Origin of the sequence: Nocardioides sp. WS12, from assembly GCF_014108865.1 — a bacterium.
GTDB lineage: Bacteria > Actinomycetota > Actinomycetes > Propionibacteriales > Nocardioidaceae > Nocardioides.
The window spans coordinates 251,738-274,455 of record NZ_CP053928.1 but is presented as its reverse complement, the minus strand read 5'-3'; the positions used below and the strand labels follow the sequence as shown (position 1 = coordinate 274,455).

The following is a 22,718-nucleotide window of genomic DNA, read 5'->3' as shown; positions in this document are numbered from 1 at the left end:
CCTACGATCCGCACGGGTCGGCAGTGAATCCGAATGACTGCGGAGCGGCGAGCCGCGCAACACGGAAGACGAGACGCTCCTCGGCATCCCAACTGTCCTGAATGCGCCGTTCCCACTCCGTTGCCGCGAGGGCTCGTACACCGACGTACGGGCCTGCGTAGCTGGTGAAGCCCGTAGCGGGGTCGGTGCAGATCACGATCCACGCGGCGTCGATCGCTGCCAGATCGTCTTCGACGACCACGTCGTGAAGTCGGTCGACCCACGCCGCGGGCACGTCTCCGTCTTCAGCCACGGTCTGCCTCCCTTTGCTCGACGCCGCAGATGCGGACGTGGCGCCCGTCCCCCAGGCCGGGCGCCACGTAGGGGAGACGGTCCAGCTGCCGCTTCACTTACGCCCGGTGTCGGTGATTCACGCCACACAAGGCCGCTGGTCGTGCGACGACAGTGCCTTTCGGGCGTCGGTGACTACCGGTTCAGGGGCTCCTGACCGGGAGGTGCCGAGTCCGCGACGGCCCCGATCGCGTTCGGGGCCGCCAGCCGGGCGATGTCGAAGGCGAAGTGACCGGGTTCGTCCAACTTCTCCTGTTCGCGACGGTCCGCGTCGGCTGCCAACAGTGCGCTCATTCCGTCGGGGAACGGCCCCGAGTGGGTCACGAACTGGTTGCGCATGTCGATGCACAGGACGATCCACGGTCCGCTCAAGGAGGCGACGTCGTCGTCGATGATCATCTGCTCCATCCGCGCCATCCATCCGTCGGGGAGGCTCTCGAAGTCGGTCATGGCTCACTCGCTCTCGTTGGCTGCTGAGTTGACGGCGGCGCCCGTCCCCCCGAGCCGGATCCTGGTCCGATGCCTCCGGAGAGGAGACCCCGCGGACTGCGGATCGATGACGCGCTGGCGGCCACGAATTTCGAGTTCCCGCCAGATGCGCCACGCGTGTGGCGTGCATCACTGTCTTTTGTTGTGGGCTCGCGTAAGCGGCGCCCCTCCTTCGCGGTCTCCCCCACGAGTGCATTGCATGGCGGTGCCGGTTTTTTCCGAGATGGGGAGTTGTTTCGATGTCCAAGCACGCTGCGCGGAGTGCCCGCACCAACGTGGTCAAAAGCCTGCGACGCCATGCGGTCGTCGTCGGGGTGGCTCTCGCGATCCTGTTGCTGCTGGCTGCAGTGATCCGCGTCGCCCCGAAGGCCGTCGCGCCTCTCAGTGACGAACTCGCGCTTGCAGCAGCGGGAGTTCCGGAACCCGGCACGCCGATCTTCACCGAGACGTTCTCGGCACAGAACGCCTCGGCGAGCGGCATCAACATCCTCAACTACACCGGCGCGAACGGCATGACCTACGACGCCGACGTGCCGTACACGCCGGCGGGAGGGCAGTGCAACGGGTGGGTGATGAACTCGCTCACGCCGCAACCGACCGCGGCCCAGGACGCGGGTTGTGCCAACAACCAGCCGGCCGGCTGGAACCAGCTCCGGTCGATGGCGACCACCCTCGGCCTTGCCCAGGGTCAGACTGCGGCCCAGGCGGCCACCAACCAGGTCCTCACCGAGTACACCAACGCGCCCAGCGGAACCATCGCTGCCGGGTACGAGTTGAAGACCGAATCGGCCATCCAGGCCACCGCTGGGCACTATTACGCCGTTTCGGCGTACTTCGCCGAGATCAACTGTTTCTCCAACCACGCGCGCATGACCTTCTCGTTGGTCGTCAACGGCACCCCGACGGTGCTGAGCAGTGGGCTGGACCCGTGCACCGCTCCGGGTGTGGTGATCTACCCCGACCTCACCCGTGTCGTGAAGCTCCAGTCCGCCGCCATTCAGGTCCCCACCACGGGTACCCCGACCCTCGGGCTCCAGATCTACAACGCCCAGGCCAACGGCAACGGCAACGACGTCTCGTTCGACTTGCCACAGATCGTCGATGTCACGCCCAGCCTCGACAAGTCCTTCAGCCCGCCGCTGATTGCACCCGGAGGCGTCTCCACTCTCACGTTCACCGTCACCAACACATCCGAACTGATGGCGAAGGCCGACTGGTCCTTCACCGACAACCTGCCGGCGGGTCTCAAGGTCGCGGCGACCCCGAACGTGGGTGGCACCTGCACCTCGACGACCGGTGCCCCGCTGGTCCGGACGGCGAACGCAGGGGCGACCTCGATCGCGGTCACCGGTGGTGATCTGGCGCTGAATCAGGTCTCCTGCACGGTCACGGTGAATGTCACCTCTGACGTTGAAGGCACCTACGTCAACGGTCCTGCGAACGTCACGACCAACCTGTTGCCGCCTGAGAACACTCCTTTGGAGGTGCGCGCCCCGCGGATCAAGCTGGTCAAGTCACTCGGCGGCGCCCGGATCAGGGACGCTGACCAGTTCACGGTCCAGATCCGCAGCGGTTCCGCTGGTGGCCCGGTCGTGAACAACACCGCTGCGTCCACGACGCAGGGCACCGGAGCGACGGTCGCCGCCGGCACCGGTACGACGGGCACCTACGTCGCGGACGTCAACACGACGTACTTCCTCACCGAGACCGCGACCCCAGGGACCGATCTCGGCGCCTACAACAAGACGATCACCTGTGTCGACGCCAACGGGCGGCAGACAGGGCTGCCGAGCGGCGCCACCTTCTCTGGTTCGCTGAGCATCAAGCCAGTGGCCGGTGCCGACATCACCTGCACCCTGACCAACACCGCGAACCCGCAGCCGGCGATCACGCTCCTCAAGCGGGTGGCGTCGGTCGATGACGTGAACGGGAACGGCTTGACGGACCTGGGGGACGAGATCAACTTCGTCTTCGATGTCTCCAACACCGGCAACGTCACCATGTCCGGGATCGCGATCGATGACCCGCTGCTCGCCGACCTGGGCATCACGGTGACGTGTGACCCGACGACGCTGGCGCCTGGTGCGTCGGTGACGTGTGCGGCCGATGGGCCGTACGTGATCACCCAGGCTGATGTGGATGCCGGGACGGTCGAGAACGCTGCGACTGCGAGCGGTACCCCGCCGTCTGGTCCGGTCGTCGAGACCCCCGAGAGCCCCACCGTTACACCTACCGAGGGCGCTGCCGGCATCGACCTGGTGAAGACGGCCGATCGCGATGCCCTGATTGTCGGTGACACGATGACGTACACGTTCGTCGCGACCAACACCGGGACAGTCACGCTCACTGACGTGGTGATCGAGGAGACTGCGTTCACCGGTTCGGGCACGGTTTCTGACCTGGCCTGTACCCCGGCCGCACCGTCTGTGTTGGCACCGGGGGACTCCATGGCCTGCACCGCGACGTATGTGGTGACGCAGGCTGATGTTGATGCCGGGACGGTGGACAACACCGCGACCACGACGGGTACTCCGCCGTCTGGTCCGAAGGTCACTGATGAGGACGAGGTCCAGGTTCCTGGAACGTCGGAGCCTTCGATCGAGTTGGTGAAGTCCTCGGACAAGACTGATCTGGTCAGTGGCGAGACGATGACGTACACGTTCATCGCCACGAACACCGGCAACGTGACGTTGTCTGATGTGGTGGTCGAGGAGACCGCGTTCACTGGTTCTGGTTCGGTGTCAGCGATCGACTGTGACCCGGCTGCACCGTCGGTGTTGGCACCGGGTGAGTCGATGGAGTGCACCGCGACCTACGTCGTGACGCAGGCCGATGTCGATGCCGGGACGGTGGACAACACCGCCACGACCACGGGTACTCCGCCGTCTGGTCCGAAGGTGACGGATGAGGACGAGGTCCAGGTTCCTGGAACGTCGGAGCCGGCGATTGAGCTGGTGAAGTCCTCGGACAAGACCGATCTGGTCGTTGGCGAGACGATGACCTACACCTTCGTTGCGACGAACACCGGCAACGTGACGCTGTCGGATGTCGTGATTGCTGAGTCGGCGTTCACTGGTTCGGGCACGGTTTCTGATCTGGCTTGTGACCCGGCTGCGCCGTCTGTTCTTACTCCGGGTGCGTCGATGGAGTGCACCGCGACCTACGTGGTGACGCAGGCTGATGTTGATGCCGGGTCGGTGGACAACACCGCCAGTACGACGGGTACGCCGCCGAGTGGTCCGAAGGTCACTGATGAGGACGATGTCCAGGTCCCTGGAACGTCTGGCCCGGGTTTGGCCTTGTTGAAGCGGGTCGGGTCGGTCGAGGACGTGAATGGCAATGGTCTGAATGACCTGGGGGACGAGATCAACTTCGTCTTCGACCTCGAGAACACCGGCAATGTCACGTTGACCGACGTGAGCGTGGACGACCCGTTCCTGGCGGGCCTGGGCATCACGGTCACGTGTGACCCCACGACCCTGGCGCCCGGAGCGACCGTCACGTGCGAGGCAGATGCGCCGTACGTGATCACCCAGGCCGACGTGGACGCCGGGACGGTGGAGAACGTCGCGACCGCGACGGGTACGCCGCCGACTGGTCCCGAGGTGGAGACACCGGAGAGTCCCACGGTCACACCGCTGGACGGCGCCCCGGCGATCGAGTTGGTGAAGACCGCTGACAAGTCCGACCTCGTGGTCGGGGAGACGATGACGTACACCTTCGTCGCGACGAACACCGGGACGGTGACGTTGTCTGATGTGGTGGTCGAGGAGTCCGCGTTCACTGGTTCGGGGGATGTGTCGGCGATCAGCTGTGACCCGGTTGCGCCGTCGGTGTTGGCTCCTGGTGAGTCGATGGAGTGCATCGCGAGCTATGTGGTGACGCAGGCTGATGTGGATGCGGGGACGGTGGACAACACCGCGACGACCACAGGTACGCCGCCGTCTGGTCCGGTCGTCACTGATGAGGACGACGTCCAGGTTCCTGGCACCCAGGAGCCGGCGCTCTCGCTGAACAAGTGGGTCGGGTCGATTGATGATGTGAACGGGAACGGTCTGAACGATGTGGGCGACGAGATCAACTTCGTCTTCGACCTCGAGAACACCGGTGACGTCACGTTGACCGATGCGGCCGTGGATGACCCGCTGCTCGCGGGTCTGGACATCACTGTCACGTGTGACCCGACGACGTTGGCACCTGGTGCGTCGGTGACTTGTGTGGCCGATGGCCCGTACGTGATCACGCAGGCTGATCTGGATGCCGGGACGGTCGAGAACGTTGCGACCGCGACCGGTACCCCGCCGTCGGGTCCGGTGGTCGAGACCCCCGAGAGCCCCACGGTCACGCCGCTGGACGGCACCCCGGGTATCGAGTTGGTGAAGACCGCTGACAAGTCCGACCTCGTGGTCGGCGAGACGATGACGTACACGTTCGTTGCGACGAACACCGGCAACGTCACGCTGTCTGATGTGGTGGTCGAGGAGTCCGCGTTCACTGGTTCGGGCACTGTTTCTGATCTGGTCTGTGACCCGGCTGCACCGTCGGTGTTGGCGCCGGGTGAGTCGATGGAGTGCACGGCGACGTATGTGGTGACGCAGGCTGATGTGGATGCGGGGACGGTGGACAACACCGCCACGACAACGGGTACGCCGCCGTCTGGTCCGAAGGTCACTGATGAGGCTGAGGTCCAGGTTCCTGGAACGTCGGAGCCGGCGATTGAGTTGGTGAAGTCCTCGGACAAGACCGATCTGGTTGTTGGGGAGACGATGACGTACACGTTCGTTGCGACGAACACCGGCAACGTGACGTTGTCTGATGTGGTGGTCGAGGAGACTGCGTTCACTGGTTCTGGTTCGGTGTCAGCGATTGACTGTGACCCGGCTGCACCGTCGGTGTTGGCACCGGGTGAGTCGATGGAGTGCACGGCGACCTACGTCGTGACGCAGGCCGATGTCGATGCCGGGTCGGTGGACAACACCGCCACGACCACGGGTACGCCGCCGTCTGGTCCGGTCGTCACTGATGAGGACGAGGTCCAGGTTCCTGGAACGTCGGAGCCTTCGATCGAGTTGGTGAAGTCCTCGGACAAGACTGATCTGGTCAGTGGCGAGACGATGACGTACACGTTCATCGCCACGAACACCGGCAACGTGACGTTGTCTGATGTGGTGGTCGAGGAGACCGCGTTCACTGGTTCTGGTTCGGTGTCAGCGATCGACTGTGACCCGGCTGCACCGTCGGTGTTGGCACCGGGTGAGTCGATGGAGTGCACGGCGACCTACGTCGTGACGCAGGCCGATGTCGATGCCGGGTCGGTGGACAACACCGCCACGACCACGGGTACTCCGCCGTCTGGTCCGAAGGTGACGGATGAGGACGAGGTCCAGGTTCCTGGAACGTCGGAGCCGGCGATTGAGCTGGTGAAGTCCTCGGACAAGACCGATCTGGTGGTCGGGGAGACGATGACGTACACCTTCGTCGCGACCAACACCGGCAACGTCACTCTGTCTGATGTCCTCATCGAAGAGACCGCGTTCACTGGTTCGGGCACGGTTTCTGACTTGGTCTGCGACCCGGTTGCGCCGAGTGTTCTTGCGCCGGGTGCGTCGATGGAGTGCACCGCGACCTACGTGGTGACGCAGGCTGATGTCGATGCCGGGTCGGTGGACAACACCGCGACCACAACGGGTACTCCGCCGTCTGGTCCGGTCGTCACTGATGAGGACGAGGTCCAGGTTCCTGGAACGTCGGAGCCTTCGATCGAGTTGGTGAAGTCCTCGGACAAGACCGATCTGGTTGTTGGGGAGACGATGACGTACACGTTCGTTGCCACGAACACCGGCAACGTGACGCTTTCTGATGTCGTGATCGAGGAGACCGCGTTCACTGGTTCTGGTTCGGTGTCGGCGATTGACTGTGCCCCGGCTGCACCGTCGGTGTTGGCACCGGGTGCGTCGATGGAATGCACCGCGACGTATGTGGTGACGCAGGCTGATGTGGATGCGGGGGCGGTGGACAACACCGCCACGACAACGGGTACGCCGCCGTCTGGTCCGGTCGTCACTGATGAGGACGACGTCCAGGTCCCGGCCACCCAGGAGCCGTCGCTCTCGCTCAACAAGCGGGTCGCGTCGGTGGTGGATGTCAACGGGAACGGTCTGAATGACCTCGGGGACGAGATCAACTTCGTCTTCGACCTCGAGAACACCGGAAACGTCACGCTCACTGATGTGGCCGTCGACGACCTGCTGCTCAGCGACCTGGACATCACGGTCACGTGTGACCCCACGACGCTCGCGCCGGGCGCCACGGTGACGTGTGGGGCCGATGCGCCGTACGTGATCACCCAAACCGACGTGGACGCGGGAACGGTGGAGAACGTCGCGACCGCGAAGGGTACGCCGCCGACTGGCCCGCCGACGACGAGCAAGCCGGACGAGACGATCACCGAACTGGACGACGAGCCGGCCCTGACGCTCGACAAGCGGGCGGCGACGGTCACGGACGTGGACGGCGACGGGCTGACGGATGCCGGTGACACCATCGAGTACGCCTTCGAGCTGGTGAACACCGGGAACGTGACGCTCACCGATCTGAATGTCGACGATCCGATGCTGGTCGCTGCCGGGATCACTGTCAGCTGCCCGGTGACGTCTCTGGCTCCGTCGGAGAAGGTGCTGTGTGTCGCGGATGAGGCTTACATCATCACGGCCGCCGACGCTCTGGCCGGATCGGTGCGCAACACCGCCACGGCGACCTACACGCCGCCGGGCGGGACCCCGGTGGTCAGCCCGCCGGACTCGGTCAGGACGCCGACCGAGGTCCCGGGGGATGTCTCCTCTGGCGAGACGCCGCCCGGTGACGGCGTGCTGCCCAACACCGGCGGTCCGTCCCTGGTCCTGACCGTGGGTGCCGTCATGTCTGTTCTGGCCGGCCTCGTCCTGGTGGGACGTGGGCGGAGGCGTCACGAACTGGCCTGAGTCGATGCTGTCCGGTCCGGTTGCTCCCGAGCGACCGGGCCGGACGGGTGCGTTCCGAGCCAGCTCGGGCGCGGCATCGAAATCCTCTGGAAGACAGGGCGGACAGCCGTCCCGGCGCCACGTGGTGCCAAGGAAATGTGAGGAAGATCGTGGGTAGAAAGACAGTTCTCGGAATTGTGCTCGCGCTGAGCGTTGTCCCGATGGCCGCGTGCGGCGGTGACGGCGGGGCGTCGCAGGACCAGCCAGCGGCCACAGCAAGTTCGTCGGAGTCGCGAGTCCCGAGCGGGGACAACGGCGACCTGATCGACCCAGTGGGTGCGCGCGCCGATCTCAGGGACTTCCAGTGCGCACCCAAGGCAAAGCGCAGGTGGGCTGCAGGCGGTGCGATCGCCAATGACAGTGACCGAGCTGCGCGTTACCTTGTTCGAGTGTCCGTAGTGGTTTCTGACACCAGCGAGGTCGTTGTCACCCGGCGTCGTACCTTCGAGGTCGCGGCCGGCAGCAACAAGAAGTTCACGATGACCGGCCTACGGGGCAGGACCGGTGATGCCGTGGAGTGCACTGTCCGGGTGGTGAGGTCAGAGCTCGATGACTGAAACGCTCGAACCAGCAGTGGTGTCGCTCAGTGACGAGGCGTTGCTCGACCTCGTGCGCTCGGGCGACGTCAGTGCGTGGGCCGAGCTGTTCGGTCGACACCATCAGGCCGCGACGAGGATGGCGCGGGGTGTCGATCCGTCGAACGCCGACGACCTCGTCTCCGAGGCCTTTACGCGCGTCTACCTCGCCGCACGAAAGGGCGCCGGAGTCCGGTCGGCCTTCCGCGCCTACCTGTTCCAGACGATCCGCAACCTCGCGGTCAACCGCTTCCAGCGAGACCGCAGGATCATGTGGGTGGACGAGCTGCCCGATCATGGCGCGGACACTGCGGCCTCGGGTCAGGTGGACGACCGGATGACCTCGGAGATGCTGGTCGACGCCTTCAGGTCTCTGCCGCCGAGGTGGCAGACGGTCCTGTGGCACACCGCGGTTGAGGGTGAGGACCATCAGGTCGTCGGCCGGATCATGGGCCTGAAGCCCAACGCCGTGGCGGCCCTGAGTTTTCGTGCGCGTGACGGCCTGCGCCGCGCCTACATCGACGCGCACGTGGCTGCGACCGATGTCGCTGAGTGTCAGGCCGTACGGCGCCTGGTCCCGGGCCACGTCCTCGGAAAGCTGTCGCGCCGAGAGCAGGAGCGAGTCGCGTCACACCTCGACGAGTGCAACGAATGCTCCGCGGTGGTCCTGGAAGTCGTGTCGGTGAACGGGCGCCCCGGGGCGGCCTTGCTGCCGGCGATCGTCGGTCCGGTGCTGGCTGCTGGGTACGTCGACCAGGGCGGGGCCCCTGGCACCCTGCTCAGTCACCCGACGCCGCTGTTGGCGCTGGACAAGTCGCATCACGGGGTGCTCGCCGCCGCAGGCGTCGCTCTCGTCCTCATGCTCGGTGCCGCTGGGGCCTCGGTGGTGCTCCTCACGGACGATCCCGGCAAGGACGGGCCTGTTGTCAGCGCGCCCGCCACCTCGCTGAGCACGGAAACAGCGGCAGCGACGCCCGAGCCGTCGGCGACGCCACGGAGTCCGGCCGCCACCCCTGTCCCGTCGGCCTCTGTGACACCGCCCGCTGCTCCGTCGACCGTCCTGGTCCCTGTTTCACCGGACCCCAGCACCCGCCGACCGGTTGACCCCGAGACGACCGTGGCGTCCCAGCCCGTTCCCCCGACCCGCGCCGACCTGGCCATCACCGGCGGCTCCGTGACGTCGTACCCGGACCACGAGCATCTTCAGTTGACCCTCGGGCCGGAGTCGTCCGCCTCCGGCACGCTGATCACGTTCCGGGTGCTCGGCCTCGAATCCTTCGCCGCACACCGCAGGGGAGAGTTCCGTCCAGGCATCTGCGAACTCACCGATGAGGGCGCCGCGGGGCAACCCAGCGAGGTGACCTGCACCCTGAGCCCGGGCACCGCGGACTTCGCCCTCGATGTGGTCATCCCGGGCGAACTCGTCGTGTCCGCGGAGGTCAGCGCCAACAACAACATCGACCCCGACCCCAACAACAACAACTGGCAAACGCCGTAGCGGAAAAGCTCTGTGCGACGCGCGTAAGGAGAGCCGGTGCTCCGCTGTCTTCTCTGTGAGCGCGGCGGGAGGGAGCCTGGCCGCGGAGGTTGGCCGGCTTTCCTCTCCGAAAGCCCGCTGGCCTTGAGCCCGATCGTCGTCCCCATGTGCGCGGTCGGATCCTCAAAGGGATCGAGGGCGCGTGCGTTCCCCAACAGGCCGCGCCCTCGATCCGCCACGAACAGATGACCACGTTGCGCCCCCGCAGGTGGATTCCGGTGGCTGGTGTCGTCGCATACGAGACGCTTCAGCCTTCACCACTCATTCCGGTCGTGCCGTTGGCCGGAACGACGCCTTGGGGAGTGGACGTGCGCTGCCGAGAGTGGAGTCATGACCGATTCCCTCCTCGTGCTCGACGCTTCGGTGCAGGCCGCCGCTGACCGACTGGTGACCGCTGCGACCGCAGGCGTGCCGTGCCCGCCGGTTCGTGACCTCATTGGCGCCACCGATGTTGCCGCCGCCTATGCCGTGCAGGAGCGGGTCAACCGTGCTCGCATCGCAGCCGGTGCCCACGTCGTGGGGCGCAAGATAGGTCTCACCTCCCCGGCTGTCCAGGCACAGTTGGGTGTTGACCAGCCCGACTTGGGTGTCCTCTTCGCGGACATGGCGTACGACGCCGCCGTACCCGTGCCGCTGGCCGGGCTCCTGCAGCCCAAGGTCGAGGCGGAGATCGCCTTCGTGCTGGGCGCGGACCTCGCGGACGGCCCCCTGGGCCTTGAACAGATCACCGCAGCCGTCGACCACGCGGTGGTCGCCATCGAGATCTGCGACAGCCGGATCGCCGGGTGGGACATCCGGCTCGCCGACACCGTCGCCGACAACGCCTCGGCCGGCGGCTACGTGCTCGGCAGCGAGCGCCGGACGCTGGCGGAGTTCACGCCCCGCGACACCGTGATGCGGATGAAGGTCACCGGCGAGGAGGACTCGACGGGCACAGGGGCGGACTGTCTGGGCGATCCGCTGCTCGCGTTGCAGTGGCTGGCACGCCAGGCACTGGCCTTCGGCGACCCGCTCCGCGCTGGTCAGGTGATCCTGTCCGGTGCGTTGGGCCCGATGCGCCCTGCGCGGCCCGGCGCCCTGGTTGACGTGCGCGTGAGCGGCCTCGGCACGCTCTCCATCTCGTTCGGCGCGGCCACCGCTGAGGAGTCCTGATGAGCAGGGTGAAGGTGGCGATCATCGGTTCGGGCAACATCGGCACGGATCTGATGATCAAGATCCAGAGCACGGCGAAGCACCTCGAGATGGGTGTCATGGTCGGTATCGACCCGGCCTCCGAAGGGCTGGCTCGTGCCCGTGACCTGGGTGTTTCTACGACCCACGAGGGCGTGCACGGCCTGATCGCGATGCCGGAGTTCGCCGACATCGGGATCGTGTTCGACGCGACGTCGGCCAAGGCCCACGTCGCCAACGCAGCGTTGTTGCAGCCCCTCGGGAAACGGCTGATCGACCTGACGCCGGCGGCCATCGGTCCCTACGTCATCCCGGCCGTGAACATCGCCGAGCACCTCGATGCGCCGAACGTGAACATGGTGACCTGCGGTGGGCAGGCCACGATTCCTGTCGTTGCTGCGATCTCTCGGGTCGTGCCCGTTGCCTATGCCGAGATCGTCGCGTCGATCGCCTCGAAGTCCGCCGGACCGGGCACTCGCGCGAACATCGACGAGTTCACCGAGACCACCTCGGCCGCGATCACGCAGGTCGGCGGGGCTGATCGGGGCAAGGCGATCATCATCTTGAACCCGGCCGAACCGCCCCTGATGATGCGCGACACCGTCCTCGCGCTGGTGCATGCACCAGACCCGGTGCAGCACGAGCAGATCCGTGCGAGCGTTGAGAAAATGGTCGCTGACGTCGCGGCCTACGTCCCGGGCTACCGCCTCGTGCAGCAGGTGCAGATCGTCGAGATCCCGCCCGACCAGCCGGTCCAGACGCTCGTGGCGCCTGGCGCTGAGCGGCCCACGCACCAGGTCTCGGTGTTCCTCCAGGTCGAGGGCGCGGGGCACTTCCTGCCGTCGTACGCCGGCAATCTCGACATCATGACCTCCGCTGGCATGCAGGTCGCCGAACGCATCGCCGCAGATCTCATCAACACAGCCCGCATCAACGAGAAGGCGGCCCTGTGATGAGGACCCCGATCTTCGTCCAGGACGTCACCCTGCGCGACGGCATGCATGCGGTCCGGCACCGGATCACACCCGAGGACGTGCAGCGGATCGCCATCGCCCTCGATGAGGCCGGGGTGGACGCGATCGAGGTCGCGCACGGCGACGGCCTCGCCGGCGGTTCGCTGAACTACGGCCCCGGCAGCAACACCGACTGGGAGTGGATCGAAGCCGCCGCATCGGTGCTCAAGAAGGCCCGGCTCACGACACTGTTGCTTCCCGGCGTCGGCACCGTGCACGAGTTGAAGCGCGCCCACGACCTCGGTGTGCGGTCCGTCAGGGTCGCCACGCACTGCACCGAGGCCGACGTGTCAGCCCAGCACATCGAGGCGGCCCGCGAACTCGGCATGGACGTGTCCGGGTTCCTGATGCTGTCGCACATGGCGCCACCCGCGGACCTCGCGAAACAGGCGATGCTGATGGAGTCCTACGGCGCGCACTGTGTCTACGTCACCGACTCCGGTGGCCGGCTCACCATGGACGACGTCGCAGCCCGGGTGCGCGCCTACCGTGACGTGCTCGACCCGGCGACCGAGATCGGCATCCACGCCCACGAGAACCTCTCGCTGTCGGTGGCCAACTCGGTCGTGGCCGTGCAGAACGGTGTCTTCCGGGTTGACGCATCGCTCGCCGGCCACGGTGCCGGTGCCGGCAACTGCCCGCTCGAGGCGTTCGTTGCGGTGGCCGACCTGTCCGGGTTCGAGCACCGTTGCGACCTGTTCGCGTTGCAGGACGCTGCTGATGACATCGTGCGTCCGCTCCAGGACCGCCCGGTCCGAGTGGACCGCGAGACGCTCACTCTCGGGTACGCCGGCGTCTACTCGAGCTTCCTGCGTCACGCCGAGCGGGCGGCGGAGCAGTACGGCGTCGACGTACGCGGCATCCTGATGGAGTGCGGCCGCCGCGGACTCGTCGGCGGCCAGGAAGACATGATCACCGACATCGCGCTGAGCCTCGCTGCTCGCAATTGACGCTGCGAAATCAGAGCGTGAACCAGGTGATCTCGAGTCCGTTCGTGCAGCGATGACAGCTGGCCACCGTGCCACCCTGGTGGCGGATCTGGGCGAGGAGGTCGTGCAGTTCAGCCTTCGTGGTTGTCGAGGTGTGCCATGTCATGACATCCCCTCCTGTCGTTGAGGTGCTCTTGTGAGCACCCTTCGATGGTGCGCTCGGGGGCGCCTCCGAACGACTCCCCTGGGGGTGAACAAGGTCCGCCGTTCGGCGTACTCGCCCTTCAAGGCCATGCCCACTGTCGGTGTCCACAGTGGTCGCCGCAGCGCCCGTGGTGCCCGGAGGCGCTGGGCGGGAGATTGGCTCCGTGCCCTCCGAGACGTCGTTGCCCAGCCCGCGTGTCCTCTCCCTCGAGGGAGCGCACAACCTGCGCGACCTCGGTGGGATGAGCACGGTGTCGGGCCAGATCGTCCGGCCGGGCCGGATCTTCCGCAGCGACTACCCGCTGTTCGCCGATCTCGACCCGGGCGGCATGACGGGACTCGGGCTCCGCAGCGTGGTCGACCTGCGACGGGGGAGTGAGGCAAGCCGGGAATGCGTGGACTGGGCGGGCCACGGGGTGGCCTATCACCGCTGGCCGTTGACGGCCGGAGCCGCGGACTCGTGGCACGCGCGCTACCCGGCGTACCTGACCGAGCGGCCCGAGACTGTCGTCGGAGCCGTGCGTGAGGTGATGCGTCCCGCCGGCCACGCCGTGCTCTTCCACTGCGCCGCGGGCAAGGACCGCACCGGTGTGCTGGCGGCTCTGCTGCTGTCCGTCCTCGATGTCCCTGAGGCGTCGATCATCGAGGACTACGTGTTGTCGGCGTCCAGCGTCGAGCCGGTGCTGACGCGTCTGCTCGGCATTGACCTGTACGCCGACATGTTGGCCGGCGGCGCTCCCGGTGATCAGGATCCGCGGCCCGAGCACATGGCGGGCTTCCTGTCCTGGCTGGCCGAAGCGGGCGGTGCCGCAGCGTGGCTGGCCCGGCACGGGGTCCAGGAATCGGAGCTCGCTGCGTTCCGCGCCGCGATGCTGGAGGGCTGAATGGTGCGACACCATCCTTGCGTAAACGGTCAGACCATTCTAATCTCAGAGCAAAGTGATCGTCATCTCGCATGTCGACAGGGAGATATCCATGGCTGCCCCGCTCAAGGTTGGAACGGCACAGGTGCCGGCCCGTTCCGGCGCGCTCCGCGAGGCCCGGCCATGACCGTCGCCGCGCACCGTTCGCTCACCACGTCTGCCCCGCCCGTGTCCGACCTGCGGATGCGCCACGACGAGCTCACCCGGCGCCATGCGCTCGAACTCCGGCTCTCCGCAGTGACGGCGGCGGGTGGCGGTATCTCCGGGCTGGTCCACACGGTCGCCGATCTCACGGCGAACCCGATCTGGCTGATCGACCCCCAGCGCCGCGTCGTCTCCCGCTCGGCCCGCGTCCGTGGCTCCGATTTCCGGTCGCCGGACGTCGACCGGTTGCTCGAGCAACACGGCCCGGTCGACGTGGCCGGGACCGACCCGATCCTCGTGGCGGCCCAGCCGGCCCACGGGATCGAGCGGCGTCACCTGTTGATGCCGGTACGTCGCGACGACTGCCTCTTCGCATGGCTGGTGCTGGCGGAGGTCTCCGGCCGCATCAGCCGGGAGGAGGCGCTGCTGGTCAACCGTGCGGCCTTCCACCTCGCCGGTGAGTACGCCGTCCAGCGCCGTGTCGCCCGCGCGTCCTGGAATGCCCGCGCCACCCTGGCCCGCCAGCTGGTCCGGGGTCACACCCGCGATGACGACATCGCCGACGCTGCCGAGTACCTCGGGGTGCGCGCCGACGCCGATCGTGTCCTCGTCTACATCGCCGACGCGATCGGAGCGGCTCCGCGCCACGAGGAAGACCTCTGCGCACGGATTGCCCAGGACCTGGGAGGTGAGGTGCTCGGCACCCGCGGCCGCGAGGGCACGATCCTGCTGATCGAAGCCCCCGACGGAGTGGCCAAGGTCGCCTTCGTCCACCAGGTCAAACTGGCCATGAAGCAGTTGATGACCAGTCTGGGCGAGCCCGACGCAACTGTGGGCGTCTCCGGCGTCACCCGCGCCAGCGCCCTCCAGCGTGCCTATCGGGAGACCCGCGAGGTGGTGCTCTGCATCGACCGTTTCGCTCGGGCCTCCGAGCGGGTGATCGCGGTCGACGACCTCGGCCCGGCGCGTCTCTTCGTCGCGAACGGCGACCTCGCCGCCGTACGTCGGTATGTCCAGGACGTCGTCGGCGCGCTGCTCGACGGCGCGCCCGGCACAGCCGACCTCCTGCGTACCCTGCAGTGCTTCTTCGACACCGGGCGCAGCGTCCGGGAATCTTCGGCGCGGTTGGGGATCCACGAGAACACCGTGCGGCTGCGCCTGGCGAAGGTGCACGACCTCACCGGACTGGACGTGGCTTCCGACGCCAACGACCAGCTCTCCGCCCAGACGGCCCTGCTCGTCCTGCGGCTCGAGGGCCACCCGGCCATCCCGCCGTTCGACGAGCGGCACGGCTTCACCAGCAAGGACGACCGCGGGGCGGACAGCGCATGAAGCGTCGGGCACTGGTCACGGGGGCCGGCCGCGAGGGCGGCATCGGTCAGGCGATCGTTCGCCGACTGACAGCCGACGGCTTCGAGGTCGTCACCCTCGACAAGGAACCGGGCTGCACCTGGCAGGTCGACATCGCGCGCGACGAGCTCCCCGACTTCGGCGAGATCGACGTGTACGTCGGCAATGCCGCCATCACGACGCTGTTCGGCTCGGCGCACAACTTCTCGCTCGACAAGTGGCAACTCGATCTCGACATCAACCTCACCGGCACCTTCCGCGTGCTCCAGCAGTGCCTGCGCGGGATGCGCGATCGCGGCTACGGCCGGATCGTCGTCATCTCCAGCACGTCGGGAACGCAGGGCATGCCCGCGCAGGTCTCCTATGCCACCTCCAAGGCAGGACTGATCGGGATGGTCAAGACCGTCGCTGCCGAGAACGTCCGCACCGGCGTCACCGCCAACTGCGTGCTGCCGGGCATGACCGCCTCCTCCGGCATTCTCGGCATGCCCGAGGACGTCAAGGACGCGTGGCTGGAGAGCCTGCCCAACGGCTTCGTTGCGCCCGACGACATCGCGAACGGGGTGGCGTTCTTCGCCAGCGAGACGTCGGGCATGGTCACCGGCCAGTTGATGACAGTCGACGGCGGCGACGAACTGAACACCCGGTCGGTCACCTCCTCGGTGGCCCGCCGCTGATGCGCGGGCTGGTCGTCCGGGAGACCACGGGGCCCGGCGCCGTTGCCCTGGTCGACGATCTGCCCGAACCGGCGGGAGCGCACGCCTGGGCCGACGGGGAGCGACTCCTGGTCGAGGTGCGGGCTGCCGCGGTCTCCTTCCCCGACCTTCTGCAGAGCCGGGGCGCGTATCAGCACGGGATGCCGGTGCCGTACGTCACCGGTGGTGAGTACGCCGGCGTCGTGATCGAGGCGCCAGTGGACTCTCGCTTCCGTCCCGGCGACCGGGTGGCCGGCTTCTGCGTCTGGGGCGCCGCTGCCGAGCGGGTGCTCGCGATTCCGCGCTACACCGTGCGGATCCCGGAGGCCCTCTCGTGGGCCGAGGGTGCCGCCTTCTTCCTCAACTACGCAACAGCCTGGTTCACCCTCCACCGCGCTGGCTTCGAGGACGGGGAGTCGGTCCTCGTGCACGGCGCTGCGGGCGGTGTCGGCACCGCCACCCTCGATCTCCTCCGGGGCCGCGCGAAGCCGGCCATTGCCGTGGTCTCGTCGGACGAGAAGGAAGAAGTCGCTCGCGCCTGCGGGGCAGACGTCGTACTCCGGACCGACGAAGCGTGGTCGGACCTGGCCCGGGAGCACGCTCACGGTGGCGTCGACGTGGTGGTCGACCCGGTTGGTGGCGACCGCTTCACCGACTCCCTGCGCGCGCTGGACGTAGGCGGGCGCCTGATGGTGGTCGGCTTCGCCGAGGGCTCGATCCCGGAGGTGAAGGTCAACCGGTTACTGCTGCGCAACCTCAGTGTCGTCGGGGTCGCTCTGGATCCGTGGCAGCAGCGCTTCCCCGGCTACGGCCCCGACCTGATTGCCGGGCTCGAGGCCGCAGCACTCGACGGTTCCGTCCGTCCGTACGTCGGCCATCGCCTGCCGTTCGCCGAGGGCGCCGATGCGCTGGGCATCCTCGACCGTCGTGAGGCCCACGGCAAGGTCGTCATCGAACTGTGAGGGCTCGGCTCACAGCAGCAGGACGCCGCCGTCAACCGGGATGCTGGCGCCGGTGATGTAGGCCGCGGCGTCGCTGGCGAGGAAGACCGTCGTACTCGCGATCTCGACCGGGTCGCCCAGCCGTCCTGCCGGGACGCGGGCGTCGATGATCTTCTGCTGGTAGCGGGGGCTGTAGTGGGCCGTCGCCTCGGTGAGGAACACTCCGGGCAGGATCGCGTTGACCCGGATCCCGCGGCTGCCCCACTGTGCGGCGAGGTCACGGGTCATGCCGAGGACGCCGGCTTTCGCCGCGCTGTAGCCGGCGGCGGGCATCTTCGCGGTCGTCACGGCCATCACGCTGGACAGGTTCACGACGGAGCTGCCTGGCCGCATCACTCGTCCGGCGGCCTGAGCCATCCAGTAGGAGCCGAACAGGTTGACGTCGACCACGTTGCGGAAGTGCTCGGGAGGATCGTCTGTCGCAGGGTTGTAGTCCCCGCCGATGCCGGCGTTGTTGACGAGGACGTCGCAGCCGCCGAGCTCCCGGACGGCCGCAGCGACGAGGCGGTCGCAGTCCTCGACCTTCGTCACGTCCGTCTCCACCGCGATGCAGCGGCGTCCCAGACCCTCGACCAATGCCCGGGTCTCGTCGAGCATCGTGAGCCGACGTGCGCCGATGGCGACATCTGCTCCGGCGGCCGCCAGGCCCTGGGCGATCGCGACACCGAGCCCGCTGGAGGCGCCCGTCACGACGGCGACCTTGCCGTCCAGCCGGAAGCGGCTCGGCCAGGCGGCGCCGTCGTACTGACCGGGGGTGGGGTTGTCCATGAACCGGTTCTACTCGCCCCGGCGCCGCTGAACGACCGTCGATCGGTGGCGCGCTGTGGGCCTCTCCATCCGGAATCCGTGCCGCCGTTGTTGCGGCCGTCGGGCCGTCACAGAGTGGTGGGATGCAGGACAACGATCTCGATGCCCTCGTCCACCGCGCTTCCACGGTCGCTCGGCGCACCTGGCCCGACGCGCGTCTGGAAGGCGGCCGGGTCCTCGAGGGCGGGGTGTCCAGCCTGACCTTCGCCTCCACGCTGATCCGTGCAGGGAGCGAGCGCCCGGTGGTGCTGAAGGTCGCGCCCGCCGGGCTGCCGCCGGTGCGCAACCGGGATGTCCTGCGCCAGGCACGCGTCCTGCGCCGGCTCGACGAACTGCCCGCGTTTCCCGTGCCCGAGGTTCTCTTCGAGGACGCGGGCAGGCCGCCGGAGGTGCCCCCGTTGTTCGCAATGGAGCTGTGCGCGGGGGACTCCTACGAGCCGTTGCTCGACGTCTCGGCGACGCCTCCGACCGCGGAGGTCGCCCGCGACCGGATGCTCGCGGCGGCCCATGCGCTGGGTCGCATGCAGGCCGAATCTCCTGGTGCGCTGGGGCTCGCCGACGAACCGGTCTCCCCGGTTGGCGAGGAGCTCGAGCGGTGGCAGCGGTTGTTCGCGACCGTGGACCCCGACATCGCGCCCGGGCACGAGAAGCTCTCCGACCGGCTTGCCGAGCGGATCCCCGCCGGCGTCGCTCCCCGGCTGCTCCACGGCGACTACCGGGTGGCCAACATGCTCTTCAGCGGCGCTGATCTCACGGCCGTCATCGACTGGGAGATCTGGTCGATCGGCGACCCACGTGCCGACCTCGCCTGGTTGCTGATGCACCTCGCTCCCGCCCAGGTCTTCCACGAGCACCGCTCGCTGGGTGACCTTGCTGTGGGCACTCTGATGCCCACGCGCGACGACCTCGTGGGTGCCTACCTCGCCGCGCGGGCCGCCCATGGCGGTACCCCTGACGATCTCGCCAACATGGAGCAGGACCTCGCCTGGTTCCTGGCGGTCTGCTACTACAAGACGGCGTCGACGATCGCGGTCATCCACAAGCGCGAGCGCAAGCGCGACGCCCCGGATCCGAAGATCGCCGTCGCTGCTCGCCACCTCGACGCCGTCCTCGAGGCCGGCCACCAGGCCCTCAACGAACTGTGACAACGACCTTGCCGACCGCGGTCCGCTCGTCGAGTGACGTCAACGCATCCGCTGCCCGGTCCATCGGATAGACGGCGCCGATGGCTGGCGTGAGGCGGCCCGCGTCGAGCAGCTCCTGCACGCCGCGTCGTACTCGCGCCAGGGTGCCGGGGTGCTCGGTCTCCATGACGTCCATGGTGATGCCGGTGAGGGTGAGGTTGCGCAGCAGCAGCCGGTTCATCTTCAGTTCCGGGATGCTGCCGCCCGCGAAGCCGACGATGACACCGCGGCCGCCGATCCGCAGCGATCGAACCGTGTCCAGGAAGCCGTCGCCGCCCACCATGTCGACGAAGACCTCCACACCGCGCCCGCCGGTCAGCTCACGGACCTCGGCCAGCCAGTCCCCGTCGGAGCGGACGACGTGCGTGGCGCCGGCGTCGCGGGCCACCTTCTCCTTGGCGTCGCTGGAGACCAGGGCGATGGTCGAGACGCCGAACGCCTCGCCGAGGTCGAGCACGCAGGTGCCGACGCCTCCGGCAGCACCGGTGACGAGGACGGTCTCGCCGGACTGGGCGCCGGCGCGGTCCAGGGCGTACCAGGCCGTCGCGTAGTTCATGTAGATTCCAGCACCCTCGGCGTAGGACATCGAGTCCGGAATCCTGATCAGGAAGTCGTCGATGGCGAGCGCCTGCTCGGCCATCGCGCCCTGCCAGACGATGCCGGCGACGCGGTCGCCGACCTTCACCCACGAGTCCTCCGGAGCCTCGACCACCTGGCCCGAGATCTCCGAGCCGCAGACGTACGGCGCCTCGACACCGCCCTGGTATTTGCCCCAGGTCTGCAGCGGGTCGATGAACGACAACCCGACGGCGTGCACGTCGACCAGCAGCCGTCGCCCGGCGGCGCGACGGTGCGCACCCTTCGGGGCGGGAATCTCGCGAACGGCGGCGGAGCGGGGTCCGGCCAGGGTCTCGACGACGACAGCGCGCACGGTGTTCTCTCCTTGGGGTGGGGTGATCAGTCGAAGTAGGCGAAGAGCGACTCGGCGACACACGCCGGTCGTTCCTCGCCTTCGATCTCGAAGGTCAGGCGGGTCCGGAAGTTCGATCCGCCGTCGAGCGGCTCTACCGCGAGCAGGTCCTGGGTCATCCGCAGGCGCGAGCCGACCTTGACCGGCGTGATCCAGCGGACCTTCTCGTAGCCGTAGTTCAGGGCGAGCGAATGACCGTTCATCTCGAAGATCTCGTACTGGAACTTCGGGCCCAGCGAGAGCGTGAAGAGGCCGTGGGCGATGGTCACGCCGAAGGGGCTGGCTGCCGCTCGCTCGGGGTCCACGTGGATCCGTTCCCAGTCCTCGGTCGCATCCGCGAATGCCTGGATCCGTTCCTGCGTGATGTCGTGCCAGGAGCTGGTGCCCAGCCGTTCGCCCACGAGGGCACGGAGTTCGTCCACGCTGCTGAGAATCCTCATGTCCGCATCGTCGTCGGCCGGGCGCTTCCGTGCGAAGGGACCGGATGAAGGTGGTGGAGATCCCCACACCGGCCCCGTCGAGCTCTGGCGCCGGTCCCGGATTTCCGGCCTAGCGTCGGCGGTCCGCGAACCACAGCAGGGAGTACACCCATGGACTGGTCGATCCCCGAGGACGTCACGACGTTCATCGCCGACCTCGATGACTTCATCGACACGAAGATCAAGCCGATCGAGGAGGCCAACCCCGAGCACTTCGATCACACCCGCGAGTTCACTCGTACCGACGTCGAGCGGGGCGGCATCCCGACCCGCCGGTGGCGCGAAATCATGCACGAAGCCCGGGTGCTCGCCGACGAGGCCGGCTTCTACCGTTACCCGTTGCCGAAGGAGTTGGGCGGCCAGGACGGTTCGAACGTCGCCATGGCCTTGATCCGCGAGCACCTTGCCCGGCGCGGCCCCGGTTTGCACGCGGAGTTGAGCCATGAGGCATCGATGGTCGCCAACGTCCCGCTCGCGCTCGTGCTGCACGAGTACGGAACGCCCGAGCAGAAGGAGCAGTACCTCGAGCGCCTGGTGTCGGGCGACATGGAGATGGCGTTCGGGCTGACCGAACCCGACCACGGCAGCGATGCCACCTGGCTGGAGACCCGCGCAGTTCGTGACGGTGACGACTGGATCATCACCGGAGCAAAGCGCTGGAACAGCGTCGTCGACGTCTCCGAGGTGGATCTCGTCTTCGCGCGGACCGGTGGCGACGACGGCAAGGCGGAGGGCATTTCGGCCTTCCTCGTCCCGACGAATGCCGAGGGCTTCGAGGTCCCGTTCTACTGGTGGACCTTCAACATGCCGACCGATCACGCCGAGGTGAGGTTGAACGGCGTCCGCGTACCGGCGTCGGCCATGATCGGCGAGGAGGGACGTGGCCTGGACTGCGCACAACTGTTCGTCCACGAGAACCGGATCCGGCAGGCGGCGAGCTCGCTGGGCGCTGCCCAGTTCTGCATCGACCGGTCGGTCGAGTACACCGAGGAACGCACGCTCTTCGGCCAGCAGATGAGGGACTACCAGGGGCTCCAGTGGCAGTTGGTCGAACTGCAGACCGAGGCGGAGTTGGTGCGCAACACCATCATGAAGACCGCTTGGGAGATGGACGTCCACGGCAAGACTGCTGTCAGTGACAAGGTCTCCATGGTCAACGTGCGGGGCAACCGGCTGGCCTGCGACGCCGCCGATCGCGCGATGCAGATCCACGGCGGCGTCGGCTACAGCCGGCACCACCCGTTCGAGCACATCTATCGGCACCACCGCCGTTACCGGATCACCGAGGGCTCCGACGAGTTGCAGTACCGGCGTATCGCGGCCGGGATGTGGGACTTCCGCTCGAAGAGCTAGCGAGTGCCGTCGGTCCCGCCGGTGAGCAGGCCGAGGATCCGGTCGGCCACCTGCGGGGTGGACAGCACCCGCTCGGGCCAGGTGGCCACCGAGAAGACCATGCCCAGCCAGCTCTGCGTGGTCACGGCGACGGCGGACTCGTCGAGGTCGGGGTGCGCGCGGGCCACCAGGGCTTCCCAGCTCCGGGAGTACTCCGCACGGCGCCGGTTGAACTTCTTTGACCACGGCTCGACGAGCGAGCGGACCTCGCGCTGGTAGAGCGTGACCAGCTGCCGGTTCGCCAGCGCGAAGTCGACGTGGTGCCGCAGGGCGCGGTGCAGGTCGGCCACCGGGTCGTCATCGACCTGGCGGGTCGCGCCGAGGAGCTCGTCCATCGCCTCGTTCAACAAGGTCGCGAGGATCTCGTCCTTGCCGGCGAAGTAGCGGTAGAGCGACGGCCCGCTCAGGCCGGCCCGTCGGCCCAGTTCGTCCATGCCGACGCCGTGGAAGCCCTTCTCGTGGAAGGCCGTTGCGGCGGTGTCGAGAATCCGGCGGTCACGCGGCACG

19 protein-coding genes are annotated in these 22,718 nt (G+C 67.6%); 12 read left to right on the top strand and 7 right to left on the bottom strand.

Annotated features, from left to right (window positions below):
* Position 1 precedes the first annotated feature (1 nt).
* Both HRC28_RS01230 and HRC28_RS01225 read right to left on the bottom strand, forming a co-directional pair.
* Entirely contained in the window at positions 2-292 is a 291-nt protein-coding gene (locus tag HRC28_RS01230) for a hypothetical protein (RefSeq protein WP_182378282.1), read from the bottom strand.
* Positions 293-465: 173 nt separating this feature from the next.
* Positions 466-780 carry a hypothetical protein gene (locus HRC28_RS01225; RefSeq protein ID WP_182378281.1) on the bottom strand — a complete coding sequence of 105 codons (315 nt, stop codon included), beginning with the start codon at positions 778-780 and terminating at the stop codon, positions 466-468.
* A gap of 278 nt (positions 781-1,058) precedes the next feature.
* Between HRC28_RS01225 and HRC28_RS01220 the strand changes: the two genes are divergently transcribed.
* The 6 genes from HRC28_RS01220 to dmpG all read left to right on the top strand — a co-directional run bounded on the left by HRC28_RS01220 (position 1,059) and on the right by dmpG (position 13,083).
* Positions 1,059-7,799, top strand: coding sequence for a DUF11 domain-containing protein (locus HRC28_RS01220; protein WP_182378280.1), 6,741 nt, complete (start codon positions 1,059-1,061; stop codon positions 7,797-7,799).
* A 137-nt stretch (positions 7,800-7,936) separates the two neighbouring features.
* The gene (locus HRC28_RS01215) at positions 7,937-8,395 is read left to right on the top strand and encodes a hypothetical protein (protein ID WP_182378279.1); all 459 of its coding nucleotides are present in this window, start codon (positions 7,937-7,939) and stop codon (positions 8,393-8,395) included.
* Positions 8,388-9,911 carry a sigma-70 family RNA polymerase sigma factor gene (locus HRC28_RS01210; RefSeq protein ID WP_182378278.1) on the top strand — a complete coding sequence of 508 codons (1,524 nt, stop codon included), beginning with the start codon at positions 8,388-8,390 and terminating at the stop codon, positions 9,909-9,911. Before HRC28_RS01215 ends, HRC28_RS01210 begins: the two co-directional genes overlap by 8 nt.
* Positions 9,912-10,280: 369 nt before the next feature.
* On the top strand, positions 10,281-11,102 hold the full coding sequence (locus tag HRC28_RS01205) for a fumarylacetoacetate hydrolase family protein (protein ID WP_182378277.1): 822 nt from the start codon (positions 10,281-10,283) through the stop codon (positions 11,100-11,102).
* Positions 11,099-12,073: an acetaldehyde dehydrogenase (acetylating) gene (locus tag HRC28_RS01200; RefSeq protein WP_346010508.1), complete on the top strand. Its 975-nt coding sequence runs from the start codon at positions 11,099-11,101 to the stop codon at positions 12,071-12,073. Before HRC28_RS01205 ends, HRC28_RS01200 begins: the two co-directional genes overlap by 4 nt.
* Entirely contained in the window at positions 12,073-13,083 is a 1,011-nt protein-coding gene (gene dmpG / locus HRC28_RS01195; RefSeq protein ID WP_182378275.1) for a 4-hydroxy-2-oxovalerate aldolase, read from the top strand. Before HRC28_RS01200 ends, dmpG begins: the two co-directional genes overlap by 1 nt.
* Before the next feature lie 10 nt (positions 13,084-13,093).
* Here the strand turns inward: dmpG and HRC28_RS25530 are convergent, their stop codons facing one another.
* Positions 13,094-13,228: a hypothetical protein gene (locus HRC28_RS25530; RefSeq protein ID WP_272902655.1), complete on the bottom strand. Its 135-nt coding sequence runs from the start codon at positions 13,226-13,228 to the stop codon at positions 13,094-13,096.
* 202 nt (positions 13,229-13,430) lie between these two features.
* Between HRC28_RS25530 and HRC28_RS01190 the strand changes: the two genes are divergently transcribed.
* The 4 genes from HRC28_RS01190 (at position 13,431) to HRC28_RS01175 (ending at position 17,340) form a co-directional block, all read left to right on the top strand.
* Positions 13,431-14,150 carry a tyrosine-protein phosphatase gene (locus HRC28_RS01190; RefSeq protein WP_182378274.1) on the top strand — a complete coding sequence of 240 codons (720 nt, stop codon included), beginning with the start codon at positions 13,431-13,433 and terminating at the stop codon, positions 14,148-14,150.
* A gap of 162 nt (positions 14,151-14,312) precedes the next feature.
* The gene (locus HRC28_RS01185) at positions 14,313-15,665 is read left to right on the top strand and encodes a helix-turn-helix domain-containing protein (protein WP_182378273.1); all 1,353 of its coding nucleotides are present in this window, start codon (positions 14,313-14,315) and stop codon (positions 15,663-15,665) included.
* The gene (locus HRC28_RS01180) at positions 15,662-16,360 is read left to right on the top strand and encodes an SDR family NAD(P)-dependent oxidoreductase (protein WP_182378272.1); all 699 of its coding nucleotides are present in this window, start codon (positions 15,662-15,664) and stop codon (positions 16,358-16,360) included. Before HRC28_RS01185 ends, HRC28_RS01180 begins: the two co-directional genes overlap by 4 nt.
* Positions 16,360-17,340: an NADPH:quinone oxidoreductase family protein gene (locus HRC28_RS01175; RefSeq protein ID WP_182378271.1), complete on the top strand. Its 981-nt coding sequence runs from the start codon at positions 16,360-16,362 to the stop codon at positions 17,338-17,340. The genes HRC28_RS01180 and HRC28_RS01175 overlap by 1 nt, the downstream gene beginning before the upstream one ends.
* Before the next feature lie 9 nt (positions 17,341-17,349).
* Here the strand turns inward: HRC28_RS01175 and HRC28_RS01170 are convergent, their stop codons facing one another.
* Positions 17,350-18,147, bottom strand: coding sequence for a glucose 1-dehydrogenase (locus tag HRC28_RS01170; protein ID WP_182378270.1), 798 nt, complete (start codon positions 18,145-18,147; stop codon positions 17,350-17,352).
* A gap of 122 nt (positions 18,148-18,269) precedes the next feature.
* On the opposite strand from HRC28_RS01170, the gene HRC28_RS01165 reads away from it, so the two are divergent.
* The gene (locus HRC28_RS01165; RefSeq protein WP_182378269.1) at positions 18,270-19,331 is read left to right on the top strand and encodes a phosphotransferase family protein; all 1,062 of its coding nucleotides are present in this window, start codon (positions 18,270-18,272) and stop codon (positions 19,329-19,331) included.
* Here the strand turns inward: HRC28_RS01165 and HRC28_RS01160 are convergent.
* Positions 19,318-20,301 carry an NADPH:quinone oxidoreductase family protein gene (locus HRC28_RS01160; protein WP_182378268.1) on the bottom strand — a complete coding sequence of 328 codons (984 nt, stop codon included), beginning with the start codon at positions 20,299-20,301 and terminating at the stop codon, positions 19,318-19,320. The genes HRC28_RS01165 and HRC28_RS01160 overlap by 14 nt on opposite strands.
* 26 nt (positions 20,302-20,327) lie before the next feature.
* Positions 20,328-20,780: a MaoC family dehydratase gene (locus HRC28_RS01155; RefSeq protein WP_182378267.1), complete on the bottom strand. Its 453-nt coding sequence runs from the start codon at positions 20,778-20,780 to the stop codon at positions 20,328-20,330.
* Positions 20,781-20,930: 150 nt separating this feature from the next.
* On the opposite strand from HRC28_RS01155, the gene HRC28_RS01150 reads away from it, so the two are divergent.
* Entirely contained in the window at positions 20,931-22,172 is a 1,242-nt protein-coding gene (locus tag HRC28_RS01150) for an acyl-CoA dehydrogenase family protein (protein WP_182378266.1), read from the top strand.
* Here the strand turns inward: HRC28_RS01150 and HRC28_RS01145 are convergent.
* Positions 22,169-22,717, bottom strand: coding sequence for a TetR/AcrR family transcriptional regulator (locus HRC28_RS01145; protein WP_182378265.1), 549 nt, complete (start codon positions 22,715-22,717; stop codon positions 22,169-22,171). The genes HRC28_RS01150 and HRC28_RS01145 overlap by 4 nt on opposite strands.
* Position 22,718: the final 1 nt, after the last annotated feature.

Bases quoted from the DNA above. Each gene is read 5' to 3' on its own strand.
- HRC28_RS01175 (WP_182378271.1), top strand. From the start codon at position 16,360: ATGCGCGGGCTGGTCGTCCGGGAGACCACGGGGCCCGGCGCCGTTGCC.
- dmpG (WP_182378275.1), top strand. From the start codon at position 12,073: ATGAGGACCCCGATCTTCGTCCAGGACGTCACCCTGCGCGACGGCATG.
- HRC28_RS01165 (WP_182378269.1), top strand. From the start codon at position 18,270: ATGCAGGACAACGATCTCGATGCCCTCGTCCACCGCGCTTCCACGGTC.
- HRC28_RS01220 (WP_182378280.1), top strand. From the start codon at position 1,059: ATGTCCAAGCACGCTGCGCGGAGTGCCCGCACCAACGTGGTCAAAAGC.
- HRC28_RS01210 (WP_182378278.1), top strand. From the start codon at position 8,388: ATGACTGAAACGCTCGAACCAGCAGTGGTGTCGCTCAGTGACGAGGCG.
- HRC28_RS01155 (WP_182378267.1), bottom strand. From the start codon at position 20,780: ATGAGGATTCTCAGCAGCGTGGACGAACTCCGTGCCCTCGTGGGCGAA.
- HRC28_RS01170 (WP_182378270.1), bottom strand. From the start codon at position 18,147: ATGGACAACCCCACCCCCGGTCAGTACGACGGCGCCGCCTGGCCGAGC.
- HRC28_RS01225 (WP_182378281.1), bottom strand. From the start codon at position 780: ATGACCGACTTCGAGAGCCTCCCCGACGGATGGATGGCGCGGATGGAG.
- HRC28_RS25530 (WP_272902655.1), bottom strand. From the start codon at position 13,228: ATGACATGGCACACCTCGACAACCACGAAGGCTGAACTGCACGACCTC.
- HRC28_RS01185 (WP_182378273.1), top strand. From the start codon at position 14,313: ATGACCGTCGCCGCGCACCGTTCGCTCACCACGTCTGCCCCGCCCGTG.
- HRC28_RS01205 (WP_182378277.1), top strand. From the start codon at position 10,281: ATGACCGATTCCCTCCTCGTGCTCGACGCTTCGGTGCAGGCCGCCGCT.
- HRC28_RS01180 (WP_182378272.1), top strand. From the start codon at position 15,662: ATGAAGCGTCGGGCACTGGTCACGGGGGCCGGCCGCGAGGGCGGCATC.
- HRC28_RS01150 (WP_182378266.1), top strand. From the start codon at position 20,931: ATGGACTGGTCGATCCCCGAGGACGTCACGACGTTCATCGCCGACCTC.